Origin of the sequence: Pseudomonas putida (genome assembly GCA_029953615.1) — a bacterium.
Lineage (GTDB): Bacteria > Pseudomonadota > Gammaproteobacteria > Pseudomonadales > Pseudomonadaceae > Aquipseudomonas.
Genome location: CP124529.1, coordinates 5,542,053 through 5,554,568, shown reverse-complemented (window position 1 = coordinate 5,554,568; position 12,516 = coordinate 5,542,053). Strand labels below are relative to the sequence as shown.

The 12,516-nt window shown below is 59.5% G+C and carries 9 protein-coding genes; 1 reads left to right on the top strand and 8 read right to left on the bottom strand.

All coding sequences use genetic code 11. The features are described from left to right. Positions 1-169 precede the first annotated feature (169 nt). Both icmH and tssF read right to left on the bottom strand, forming a co-directional pair. Complete coding sequence (gene icmH, locus QIY50_25530; protein ID WGV20574.1) at positions 170-973, bottom strand: type IVB secretion system protein IcmH/DotU; 804 nt, start codon at positions 971-973, stop codon at positions 170-172. Between the two features lie 12 nt (positions 974-985). Then, positions 986-2,749 carry a type VI secretion system baseplate subunit TssF gene (tssF, locus tag QIY50_25525; GenBank protein WGV20573.1) on the bottom strand — a complete coding sequence of 588 codons (1,764 nt, stop codon included), beginning with the start codon at positions 2,747-2,749 and terminating at the stop codon, positions 986-988. 292 nt (positions 2,750-3,041) lie between these two features. On the opposite strand from tssF, the gene tssM reads away from it, so the two are divergent. Further along, positions 3,042-6,707 carry a type VI secretion system membrane subunit TssM gene (tssM, locus tag QIY50_25520; GenBank protein ID WGV20572.1) on the top strand — a complete coding sequence of 1,222 codons (3,666 nt, stop codon included), beginning with the start codon at positions 3,042-3,044 and terminating at the stop codon, positions 6,705-6,707. A gap of 69 nt (positions 6,708-6,776) precedes the next feature. On the opposite strand, the gene tssK is transcribed toward tssM, so the two are convergent. The 6 genes from tssK to QIY50_25490 form a co-directional block, all read right to left on the bottom strand. Continuing rightward, the gene (tssK, locus tag QIY50_25515; protein ID WGV20571.1) at positions 6,777-8,114 is read right to left on the bottom strand and encodes a type VI secretion system baseplate subunit TssK; all 1,338 of its coding nucleotides are present in this window, start codon (positions 8,112-8,114) and stop codon (positions 6,777-6,779) included. A gap of 26 nt (positions 8,115-8,140) precedes the next feature. Next, positions 8,141-8,890 carry a type VI secretion system lipoprotein TssJ gene (tssJ, locus tag QIY50_25510; protein WGV20570.1) on the bottom strand — a complete coding sequence of 250 codons (750 nt, stop codon included), beginning with the start codon at positions 8,888-8,890 and terminating at the stop codon, positions 8,141-8,143. After that, positions 8,887-9,465: an FHA domain-containing protein gene (locus QIY50_25505; protein ID WGV20569.1), complete on the bottom strand. Its 579-nt coding sequence runs from the start codon at positions 9,463-9,465 to the stop codon at positions 8,887-8,889. The genes tssJ and QIY50_25505 overlap by 4 nt, the downstream gene beginning before the upstream one ends. Next, positions 9,462-10,475 carry a type VI secretion system baseplate subunit TssG gene (gene tssG, locus QIY50_25500; GenBank protein ID WGV20568.1) on the bottom strand — a complete coding sequence of 338 codons (1,014 nt, stop codon included), beginning with the start codon at positions 10,473-10,475 and terminating at the stop codon, positions 9,462-9,464. The genes QIY50_25505 and tssG overlap by 4 nt, the downstream gene beginning before the upstream one ends. 459 nt (positions 10,476-10,934) lie before the next feature. Continuing rightward, positions 10,935-11,489 carry a DUF2589 domain-containing protein gene (locus QIY50_25495; GenBank protein WGV20567.1) on the bottom strand — a complete coding sequence of 185 codons (555 nt, stop codon included), beginning with the start codon at positions 11,487-11,489 and terminating at the stop codon, positions 10,935-10,937. A 71-nt stretch (positions 11,490-11,560) separates the two neighbouring features. Then, positions 11,561-12,220 carry a DUF2589 domain-containing protein gene (locus QIY50_25490; protein WGV20566.1) on the bottom strand — a complete coding sequence of 220 codons (660 nt, stop codon included), beginning with the start codon at positions 12,218-12,220 and terminating at the stop codon, positions 11,561-11,563. Positions 12,221-12,516: the final 296 nt, after the last annotated feature.

The following is a 12,516-nucleotide window of genomic DNA, read 5'->3' as shown; positions in this document are numbered from 1 at the left end:
CACTCAAGACCGTAGCGAGGAATCCCTTCCAGGTCGCCGCAGTAGCTTCCTAGAATCGCGTAGGAAGTTTCGCCAAATGCAGCGCTTATCTTTTTTATGGATGCAGCTGTACTTGCTGCTTCCGGAGACGCAGTGACTATTGAGTCAAGTCAGTCCGGCCGGGCCGAAGTTATGGCTGCAATAGTGTTTGCAACGAAGCCAAAACTTGTTCGGTCATGCCGTTGAGTCTGCTGGTGAAATACACATAGAGGGCGGTACAGCACACGCCCATGACGGCCCACGGTGTCCACCAGGGCAATTGGCGATTCATGCGATAGTGGCGGGGCGCCACATTGGTGAAAGGGTCGGTCAACCGTTGTGAGGGGGCTTTGGGGCCGCGTAGCTCCACTATCCGCTTGCGAAGACGCGCCATCCAGAGTTCCAGCTCCTGATCACCATTGGTCTGGTTGGCGTACTTGCCTCGGTAACCCAATGCCAGGCACCAGAACAGGAACACGAACAGGTCGCGGCGCTTTTCCGGCGCTTCCAGCAGGCGCTCCAGCACACTGAAGAATTTCTCGCCGCCCCAGGTTTCCTGGTGGATAGCACTGAGCAGGGACTGTGCCTTCCAGGGCGAGTCACGTCCCCAGGGCGTGGCCATCACCGCTTCATCGACCACACAGCACAGGCAGTAGGAGAACACCACGCGGTCACCTTCATCGCAGTGCTCAAGCTGGCGCACTTCCTCGACCATGCCGTGGATCATGGTCTTGACGTGGGCGTACAGCGGCTCGACGTGCTCGTACTTTTCGGTGCCTTCCAGGCGAATGACCAAGCCGAGCAGTGGAGAGGCGATGTCAACGATGGGATTACCTGTATCTGAGCGCGTGTCGAACCCAAGCGCGTCAACCTGCGGGAATAGTTCGTTCGGTGGTGGAGACTTTTGGGCATCGACGTGGCCCTTCTCGTAGTCTTGCTCAGGGAGATTCTTCATGGGACCTCCTGGTCACATTACCGGTTGCCGCCCGGTCCGGGCGGGCCATAGCTGGCGGGTTGAGTTGGCGGTATTGACGATCTGCAACTGATGAAAGGAATTGCTGCTGGCATACGACGCCATGAAGTGGGACAGCACGTTGCCGAACAGCTGCACTTCGCCCCAGCACTCGAAACCGTCAGGGTCGATATGCAGGGTGGTGCGCATGCCGCGCACGGGCAGGCCCTTGATCAGCCAGTCATAGGGCTCGCTGTGGACTTCCTTGATGGCGCCCAGGCGCTGGGCGGTCCTGCGCGCCTGTGGCAGGTCGTGGGCGCCGACAAAGTCATACACCCGCAGGACTGAAGCGAGCGCGGCCGGGGAGGTCAGCGACAGGTTGTTCAGGGCCAGGTTGGAAATCAGCGCCCAGTGGCGCTCGCCCTGACCGCCGCTTTGCAGCATCGGCGGATAGCTGCGAGTGGGCGGGGCCAGGTTGCGATAGGTGACGAACGACGGCGTGTCCTGGGTCGTCAGGTCGATCTCGCCCACCTTGAGCTGCTGCGCCAGAGCGCCGTTGCTGCAGGTCAGGTCGATGCTCAGTTCTTCCTGTTCGCCCAGATAGGGTTCAAGGTTGTGATGCACCAGGCGGATCTTGTGTTGCACCGTGTCGTTGACCGGTTCCTGCTCGATATCCAGCTGGTAGTAGCGGGTGGGTACTCGCTCACCCAGTGGGAAATTGCGGTGCAGTGATTCGAAAAGCGTGAACTCCTGTACGTGGTCCTTGGATCTCTGGCGTTGGCTGCTGACACGATCGACGCTGAAGATCTCATCCTTATCGCTGCCTTGGCGGCCCACGCGTATGCGGTCACGGATTGCCTCTGCATTCAGCGGGATAGGCTTGGCTGGGCAGGTGAACAGGTTGATGGCGGGGATGCAGTTGAGCAGGACCGTCGTCGGATCAATCAGGATGTCAGTCGGAAAGGGGGCGTTGAAGCGCAACTCCAACTGGATTTGTTCGGCAGCTTCATCCGGCCAGTAGGCCCCCAGCCCCTCGATGCGAAAGCCATGGAAGCGCTCGGGAAAGCAAAAGAACTCGTGCAGGATGCGGTAGCCGTCCATCTGCTCGCCTGCGCTTGGCAGCAGGGCTTCATCGACCTCGAAACCGACGAAGGTCACCGAAGGCGGCAGCGCAAAGCGTTGCTGGCCGATGTGCAGATAGAGCTTGTCCAGATGCTGCGCCAACCACTGATAGAGGTTCAGTGCGTTGCGGTCGCCACCAGCAAGATGGAACTGCAAGTGGTCGCACTTCATGCGCCGCAGTGGCTGTTCGGACAGAGCGCCCAGGTCGATGCGCACCACAGGGGCGTCGGCACTGGGCTGCATTGTGATGCGGCGGATCTCCAGCGGTGCGATGGCCAGCTCCGCACACGTGCGAAATTCGCAGCTCACACCTTCAACCGGCCGGGAGAACACCGGTGTGCCTTTGGCCAGCACCTGGGTTTCGCTCAGCGCATGGTCGACTGGCTGGAACTGCATCACCGTCATGCTCGGCAGCGGCCGCAGCACATTGGGGTAGAGCAGTTGCAGCAAGGGGTGTGTCAGCTCGGGCAGATGGTCTTCAAGTTTCATGACCAGGCGAGCGGTCAGGAAGGCGAAGTGTTCCAACACGTGCTCACTTTGCGGGTCCGAAGCGGTGCGCCCCAAGAAAGGCGCCAGGCGCGGCTCGTCTTCGACAAAGTCGTCACCCAGCTCCCGGAGGGTCTGCAGCTCCTGCATGAACCAATCTTTAAACTTCATGTTTATTGTTTCGAGCGCTCTATTTATGGAGGTTGAGCCCGGTGCAATAAAAATTGATCGGGGTGGCTTGTAGGAAATTTCCCACGAAGTTCGCGGTTTAAATGCCCTGGTGGTGTTTGGCTATTAATTCTTTATTGCAAATTGTCGTGCGGCGTCTTCAAGAAAAGTGTTAGTGCTTATTTCATAGTGGTAGGAGTTGATAAGTAATTTCGGGTGCTGTTACTGTCTTTTGCGGTTCGTGCCTTGAGCGTGCGTCAATTCATCGAAAGTGCAGTCGGTAAGGTTTGCCGCTATGAAAGTGAAGAAGGACAGTCTGCTGCGTGGTTTATCGTTGTTGCAGCGTCAGGCGATGCCCGTAGTTGTTATCGCCACAGTGCTCTGCGTGGCAGCTGCCGTGATCGGGGTATGGTGGTGGGGGCCGCAGTGGCAGTGGCGTGACCAGCAGCCATTGGCCGAGCAGCCCATGCGTATTACCGTCACCGTGCTGCTTGTGGTGTTACCGCTGCTGGTGTGGAGCGCGTGGGTGCACCGTCGCAATCGCTTGATCGTGCAAGAGCAGCAACGACAGCAGCGTGAGGTGGAGGACCCCGGCCTGGTGTACCTGCAGGCCCAGCAGCGCGCCCTCGATGGCAGCCTGACTCGCCTGCGCGACAGCCAAGGCAGCCGCAGGCATCGCTACGATGTGCCGTGGTACCTGATCCTGGGCGAAGAGAATGCGGGCAAATCGAGCTTTGTCAGTCGCTCGGACCAGCGCTTTGCCTTGGCTCGCACCGAGCGCAGTTCGACGCAACGGGCCAGCACCGATCCAGACCTGCTGTTCGATATTGACTGGTGGGTGGGGGACGATGCGGTGCTGATCGATCCGCCCGGCGAGTTCATCAGCCAACCGGAGCGGCCCGTGCCGGTTCCCGATCCGCTGCCGCCTCCGGCAACGCTTGCAGACGGTCAGAACGATGCGCCTGTACCTGCAGAGGCAGCTGCCCCCGTCGAGCTCAAGCCGGCCGATCGGCCAGGGCTGCCGGCAGGTATCGAGCGCCGCCTGTGGCGGCACATGATCGGTTGGTTGGCGCAGAATCGCAGTCGTCGGCCGCTCAATGGCGTGGTTCTGCTGGTGGACATGACCAAGCTGTCCGCGCAAACCGAAAAAGAGCGGCGTCACCTGGCCTTCGTGCTGCGCGCACGCCTCACGGAACTGGGTGGCGAGTTAGGCACGCGCCTGCCGTTGTACGTGGTGATGAGCAAGTTCGACCTGCTGGACGGCTTTGAGGAACTGTTTGCCAAGCTGCCTGCACGCGAGCGCGAAGAGGTGCAGGGCTTCACCTTTACGCTGGCGTCGGTGAAGGATTTCGACAGCTGGCTGGAGGAGCTGGGCGAGGCCTACCAGCACTTCATCGAGCAGCTTGAGGATACGCTGGAATCCGCCAGTGGTGCGATGCCTCCAGCGGCGCGCAAACGTGCCTACTCGCTGCTCAGGGAGCTGAGTGGTGTCCGCAAGATGTTGCTGAGTTTCCTGGGCGACGTGTTGAGCAGCAATCGATACACCACGCCTGCGCTGGTGCGAGGGCTGTACTTTTCCTCGGTCTACCAACGCGGCGAGGTACGTAACCTGCTCGCGGATGCCTCCGCTCGTGCTTTCGCCTTCAACCCACCGGCGCTGTCAACCAAGCCACAAGGCACCTCGGTGGTCTATTTCGCTCAGCAGCTGTTGCAACGTGTGATCTATCCCGAGGCTGGCCTGGCCGGCGACAACCAACGGGTGGTCGAGCACAAGGCCCGGTTGTTGAGAGGCGGCGCCATTGCTGCGAGCGTGTGCGGGTTGGCCATAGCCGGTGGTTGGCTGTACTTCTACAGCGTCAACCGTGACAAGGCCGAGCAGGTGCTGGAGAAAAGCCAGGCGTTCACCAACACCCGCGCCGACGGCAAAGGTGACCTGACCGGGCGCAGCCTGCTGGCACCGCTGGATGAGATCCGCGATGCGGTGAGCCTGTACGGTGACTATCGCTCAGGCTGGACCGTCTTCACGGACATGGGCTTGTACCAGGGCAAAGCCATCGGCCCCCAGGTGGACCAGGCTTACCTGAATGCATTGGCCCGGCGCTTTCTGCCAGCGATTGCGGGCGGAGTGGCGGCGACCATCCAGCGGGCGGCACCCGGTAGTGACGAACAGCTGGCCGCCCTGCGCGTCTACCGCATGATCGAGGATCGCGACAATCGCCGACCGGAGCTGGTTGAACAGTGGATGGCCCGTGAATGGCAAAAGGCGTTTCCGAATCAAGGCCAGTTGCAGGCCGCGCTGATGCGTCATCTGCAGTACGGCCTCGCTTACGCTGATGTCGAGCTGCCGAACTACCAGCGCGTAGTAGCTGAGGCACAACAGCAACTGCGCAAACTGCCCCTGGCCCAGCGTGTGTACATCAGTTTGAGGCAGCAGGCCCAGGAGCAATTGCACGGCGAACTCGACCTGCGCAACGAAATCGGACCGGCCTTCGACATCGTCTATGTGCCGTTGACTGAGCGCAACCATCAGGCGGCCGTCGATGGCAGCCTGTCGCTGCCGCCCCTGCTCACCGCGCGGGGCTTCCGGGATTACTTCGACCAGCATAGCCAGAACGTGGCCGACCTCGCCCTGATCGACCAATGGGTGCTGGGCGAGCGGCGCACCCTGGACTATTCCGAGGCGGACCGCCAGGCCCTGACGGAGCGCTTGCGCGCCTTGTACAGCGCCGATTACATCGACAGTTGGCGGCGGGTGCTGAACCAGTTTTCGGTTACAGAATTTACCGACATGACCCATGCGTTGAGTGTCCTGGAGCAGGTTACCGGCCCGGCAGCGCCCATGCGGCGATTGTTGGAAACGGTGCGCGGCAACACGCTGATCTACGCTGAGCCTGCGGACAGCGAGAAGCAGCCACAAAGCACTCAACCAGGCCGCCTACAGGCCATGGGGATCTATCGGTCGTTTGCCGGGCTTTCGGGGATGCTCGATGTGCAGGGTGACAAGCCGTCCTACTATGACGAAACCCTGCAAGCCGTCAGTGCCGTGTACGACTATGTGAAAGCGGTGCAGGACAACCCGAATCAGGGCAAGGCCGCCCTGGCGGTGGCGCTGAGTCGGTTCTCGGAGAAAGAGCCTGATCCCATCCGTAACCTGCAGCGCGTTGCCACTGGCTTGCCGGAACCGCTGAACCGGCATGTTCGACAATTGGCGCACCAGACATCTCAGGTGTTGATGGTCATGGCGCTGCGCGAGCTGGAGCAGCGCTGGGAGGCGGAGGTGTACAGCGTCTACCAGGAGCGCCTGGCTTCACGCTACCCCATCGATCCGGCCGGGCCGGATGTTTCGCTCAAGGACTTCGAGGCGTTTTTTGGCCCGCAGGGGCAGCTCAAGCGCTTTGAGGATCAGTACCTCACAGTGTTTTTGAAAGACAACCTCAATGCGCTCTATTCCAGCGCCGATGACGGCTATCTGGTGCGGCCTGAGGTGATGGAGCAAATGAAGCAGGCGGAATCGATTCGCAACGCGTTCTTCGACAACCGCGGTGAATTGAACGTGAGTTTTGGCCTGGAGCCGGTAGCCATCAGCAGCGGGTTGCGCGGCAGCGTCTTTGGTGTGGATGGTCAACTGCAGGCATTTGCGGACAAGAGTAAAGACCCGATTGGCATGATCTGGCCAGGCCCTGGCGGGGAGAGTGGGCATAGCCGCGTCACCTTGGTACAGGCAGCGGGTACGACGGTCAGCCTGGGCTATCAGGGGCCGTGGTCGTTCTACCGCCTGCTCAGTCGAGGTGGCTTGAACGCTCGCACGCCTACCAGCGTCGATCTAAGCTTCAGGATTGCTGGTGAGACTGGGCGTTACAAGTTCCACGCCACCGGCGCGAACAACCCCTTCACTCGCCAGTTGTTTGCAGGGTTCGCGTTGCCGCAGCGGTTGTTGCGCGACGGTGCGGCAGAGCGCTGACATAGACCCAAAATGAAAAATCCCGATGCCTGGAGTGGATCGGGATTCTTCTTCAGCTGCACCAGCGGTTCAGTCTGGCCTGATCGCCCAGAGCTGCATTTCAAGGTTCGGGAACTCCCCCGCGATGTGGAAGCCAAAGCCACTCGCATCCTTGAACTGCTGCCAGGTTTCGTGCTGTCGATCCAGCTCGAAGTACACGAAGCCGGAGTGATGAGGCAGATAGCGGGGCGTTACCAGCTGAGGGATCAACGGTAAACCCGGCATTTGCAGTTGGATGAAGTGGTGCAGCTTCTCAAGCGGGGCGACCTTGCCCTGCTGCTGGAACCGCTTGCGCAGATCGTCGCCGGGCAAGTCGGCACGCACGGCAAGAATGAACGTCGCATCCTCCAGCAGCTTGCGCTCATGCAGAACGGCTGTCAGTTCACCGTACTTTCTCTCCTGGATCGGCAGGGAAACGGCCCGAGGCTGCAGGACCGTGCTCAGTGATCGGCGCAGGGTTTCCTCCAGCACATGGAAGGACTCTGAGAGGTTGTCATGCTGGTAGGCGGGGTAGTCCATGGGCAACCGACCGTCATCGGTGAACGTCACCAGTTCACCGCAGGCCTGGCCCAGGGCGATATGCAGCTGCTCGGGGTGCACGTTGCGGCGACGCGCCAGGTGATGGAAGTAAGGGTGTAGGCGGTTCAGTACCTGCAACAGGGCGAAATCGGTGACATCGGCGATGCCGGACTGGCCGGGTGAGCAGATCCGTTCGGCGAGGTTGCGTGCGCGTTCTCGGATGAGCCCCGTGGTTTCCTCAAGGAACCGGTGCAGGGCAGGGGCGCCCTTGAGGGAAACGCTGGTGGGGTAAAAGTGCTGATCGAGCAACAGGCTGCCGTCGGCGCGCTTGTCCAGGACCTTGGCCGTTGCAAGGCAGCTGTAGGCGCTGTTGTCGTCATCCTGAAGCTTGAGCTGCAGGTTAGGAATGGCGACATCCAGGATCATCGAATCGCCGCTGCCGCCGTGGTTGTCCATGACGGGAACACCTTTGGCGATGAAGCGGCCGTTCACATCCTCGCTGTCGGGCCAGCGTACTGCAGGGGCGCCTGGAGCATGCAAGGGAAGTGTCAGGTACACCTTTTTATTGGCAGTGCCTTGGGGAATTTCCAGTGGCGCGGGCGGTGGCATGTCACCGGGGATGTCGAAGACCGTGCCATCGGGCATCACGCCACGAGCGCGGACGATGGCCACCTTGCCGAAGCTCAGGTACTCCGCATTCAACTCCAGTTCGCTGAACCCATAGAAGGCATCGTTCAAACTGGACACGCGTTGTTGCAGTGCCGATTCGGCGGCGAAGGCCATCTGCTGGAAGTGCTGGGGTTTGACGAACACGCCTTCTTTCCACAGTACAGCGTTACGTGAAGTCATCGGGTATTCCTTCTTTCAATAGGGCTTTACGGGTTGCGGAGAAGTTCGCTGTCCTGACGCAGTTCGACGCCGTTGTTCTCGAAGTGGACGTGCACGGTGTGGCTGTAGCCGCGGGGCTTGATGCGTATGGAATCCTTCCACTTGCCCTGTGGGTCATCCAGGCTCGCCACGACAGCGATGTAACGCGTCCGCTCGTTCATCTCTTCATGCTCAATGAACTTGAAATGGCCCGGCATCAACCGGAAGTCGTCAACGCTGATCAGGGTGCTGCCCAGTGCTTTGTCCAGATCTTCTTCCAATTGCTCATACGTGGCGTCCAGCAACAGGGAGTCGTCCCTGAGTTGAAGCACTTTGAACGCGATGGAGGAAGGTGCTTGTCGCTGCGCTTGGCTGGCGGGTTCTGGCGTCTCGGATTGCGCTGCTGTGTAATTGGCCAGCTGGGCAGGCGCACTGGGTGAGGCGGGGTAGTTCTGGTGCAGTTGTTCAGCCAGCGCCCCCATCTTGTCGGTCAACCCAACAGCATCTGTGGCACTGAGGGTCACTGCCAGCCTCGCCGATTGGTCAGGCGGCGGAGCAGGCTCCTCCAGGGTTGCGTGAGCTGAGCGGGCAACAACAGGTGGATCAGCCGCATACAGACTGAGCCCCACATGGCTGATGTCATTGTTGGGCCCGCCGACAGGGAGTGTCGGGTCCTTGATCAACTGGTACGCCTTGCTGATCGAGGTACAGCCGCTGAGTGCCAAGCAGGCCAGAGCCAGGCCGATGCGCTTGTTCATCGCATCTCCCCGCCGAAGATCTCGGCGATTGTGGGGTCAATGCGGGATTGCGCGACCCGGTCCAGATACGCCTGGGGATCAAGCTCATCTGTATGAACGGGCTCTGAGGGGCGGAACAGACTCAATGTATCGGTAGCCGGTTCGCCGAGGACCTGCAGTGGACACAGGCGCTGTGTGGCCTGCATGGCTGAAAGTGGATTGTTGGCAGAATGAAGTTCCGGCCGTTCTTCTACCTCGTTCTCATTGCCCAAGCGAATGGCAATCTGGTAGTCGCCGATTTGCAGCCTGTCGTTGTGCCTGAGGCGGATGGGCGTGCCAGCTAGTAGAGCGGTGTCACTGCCGTTCATGAAGCTCATGCTGCTGTGGTTAATGAGGCAGAAATGGCCTTCATGCCAGCGGATTTCGCAGTGCACCGGCAGGATGCGTGCCTTGCGATCATGCAGCCGCCAGGTCGCTTGCGTGCCGAGGGTGCCACCTGCTGTATCGAAGCGGTGCTGTGGCTCGCTGCCATGCAACAGGGTTTGTGGGTTGAGGACGGCCAGGGTCAGGTTGGGGGAGAGAACATGTGAACTCATGCGCGTACCATGATGCGAACAGGGGGGGGAGTGGAGTCTTTGTGGTCAGCTATGAAGCTGGTCCAACCCAGGTGAGTGCCATGCTCGGCCCGGAGGCTGAAAGGCGGCGCCTCTTCGGCACGCATGCGCAATTCCAGGTCGTACGCCCCGACATCGCGAAGCAGAAACTCCACCAGCCGGGCCAGGCGGTGGTAGTTTTCACCGCTGGGCAGGAATTCGCGAAACTGCTGTTGGTCCAGCCCTGCGATCACGATAGTGAACTTGCTGCTGCGTGACTCGGTGCTGCCGCCCACCAGGAAGTTGTCGTTGAGCGTGCAATTGCGCAAACCCAAGCCATTGCGCTGAGACTGCGGTATCCGCACGACGCGTTTCTCGAACTCGCGGATCGTCACGTCCTGAAGGTCGAAGCAGTGCGCGATCATGCCAGCCACCATGCCCGGTGATCGGCTGCGGCTGGCGATCATTCCCACGAAGCTCAGCAACCGGCTCCAGGGCAGGGGAGTCGCCCCGCGCAACGCCGCGTCATCCAGACCGATCATGGCAAATACGTAGCGGGAGAATCCGTCCGTGGCACCCGGTTGGAAGCGCCGGTAATAGCGATACTTGCGCCAGCCCTGATGCAACAGGGTATGCATGCGATGATTGAAGAAGTTGAAGTAGGCCGGGCGTACACCGATGCCCTGCGCATTCTCATAGGCCACTTGGTCAAGGTAATAGCTGGGCAGCGGCGAGTCGGTGCCATGCAGGCCCAGGAAGGTGACTTGGATGCGGTAGCGATCATCCTTCAGACGGTCGGCACTCAGCACATCTGCGACGGGGAAGGACAGTTTCGGCGAAACCTCCAGTCGCAGCCGTCGTCGTGTCTCGTGAGACAGTGGGCGTTGCTCAAGATCATCCCCGTGGATTTGATACATTAGCTCCAAGAGCTGGAAGTACGAATACTGGTGGGCGTCGTTTAACAGGATATCCGCTATTTTACGGACTTTTCGTTTGTCAGATTCAGCGTCCATGTGAATTCCTAAAGGGAGAGAAGCGCTTATATAAGGTGATTTGTAGGAATACATACCAGCCGAGCTCGGCTGATTAAACAAAACTGCCTGATGGTTGTCAGCGCCGAAAAAGAAAACCATGCAATAAGGAAGGGCTTCTGGTCGAGGAGCTAAGTGTAAGGAGATGTTTTAATTGAGGATTCTCCGATCAAGTCAGCACAGGCCGTCTGACCTGTGCTGAACTCGAAATCGGAAGCGCTCATCTTGAGATGGAGGGCACGCTTTTCGGCATCCCCAAGCCGTCCATTTCCGGATGATGGGTAACTTGTTCGGAGTTCCCTTAAGTTGTGGGGCTCTATTGCGCAGGGCTCAGGTTTTGAGCGCGATATTGCTACATATCTTTTCGTAGAGACCTCAATCAAGTTTATCGATTAATTCGAGGTCTATGGATTAGCAAAGCTTGGCCAGTACGTGCTGTCGTCAACGAACGGTGGCCGCCTCGATGAACTCATTGGTATCGGGTGAGGGTGGCGAGCCGGGGGTCCGTACCGGGACGATCAGGCTGGTGTATTCCTCGATCAGCCGGTTGAGCGCTTCTGGTGGTTCGCTGGCCTGGAACTGCATGCGGATCTGTACTTCGTCGGGGTCACGGCTGTCGCCCTGACGGCCTTGGCCGCCGATGGTGACCTTGAAGCTTGCGGCCTTGTTTTCATCCGCAGTCAGCAGTGCCTGTCGCGCTTCGGTGCCTTTGACCCGCACCGACAGGTCGACCTGCATGCGCTCCAGGGCCAGGCCCTTGGGTGACACCAGTGCGAACAGCGGCACACGCATGATGTGCTGGCCGTCCATCGCCACCTCGACCATTTTGGCTTTCATCGGCGCTCCCAACGCCTCGCTGTCGCATTCGAAGAACTGATCGAACAGTTTGATGTACTGCTGCGCTATCAGGCTGTTGGTAGCGCTGGCGGCTTCCTGCAGGCCGCGGGTGATTTCGCGCAGGTCGATGGAGGTCATGGGGGCGGGGGAACTGTCCATTGGTTCGACTCTTCAGGCCAGGTGGTGCCCCCTGGTTGGTCAGGGGGCTGTTGGGGGCGGGGAGGCGCGCCTCAAGGGGTGCCGGCACTAACGGCCGGAGTGGCTTCGGCGGTTGGGTTCTTCAAGATATCGGCCTGGGAGATCTCGTCCGGGCTGTCCAGTGTGGCGGTTTTCACGACGGTCGGTTTTGTCGCGGCGTCGGTCAGGAATTCGATCACTCGCATCATCGCTTCAGGCGGCTCCTGGCGTTTCAAGGTCGTGTTGAAAGCGTAGCGGGCGCGGGTGTCTGTCTTGCGCGTTTGCGTGGACTTGTGGCTGACGCTGCCTTTCACGTTCAACCTGAACGGCCCCCAACCCAGCGAGCCGGTCGCCTCGGCGTTCATGTCCTTGCTGGAAACGTCTTCCGACATCTGGTTGATGACCAGCTCGAACTCGACATTACCTTCTTCGATGGAGATGTTCGGGTGGGTGATGGCCGCCACCAGCGGCACTTTCATGGTCTTGCTGACCACGCCCTTGTATTCGCCTTGTTCGTCGACGATGGTTTCGTCGTAGTCGAACTGGATGGCAACCGCCTTGCCGTCCTGGACGCACACTTGCATCAGGAAGTCGGCGTACGATTTGCTCGCGGTGACCTGTGCCTGGACCATGGCCTGCAGAGGGCCTGCAATCATGCGGTCCATCGGCAGGGCATTGATTACGGAGCCGATGAGGCTGTTATCTATTGACATGGCTGGATGCTCTTTCTAATGGGTAAAGTGGCCGTCAAGTGCGGCCACGATGAGTGGGCTTCAGCGAGCGCAAGGTTCCTGGCGTAGCTGTTCAAATTTCTTCGAAATTGCCTCGTTGAAAAAGCACAAGTTTTATTTGCGATGTTCAAAGAATATTTGAAGCCCTTTTCAAAAAAATTGTAATGTAGGTTGGTTATGTCAATTAGGGCTGAACTGGGTAGCCTCAGAGTGAGGTTCTGAGTGAGGCCTGGTTTCGAAAGTTTGAATTTCTTGCGCAGGATCTAGAGAATAAGATG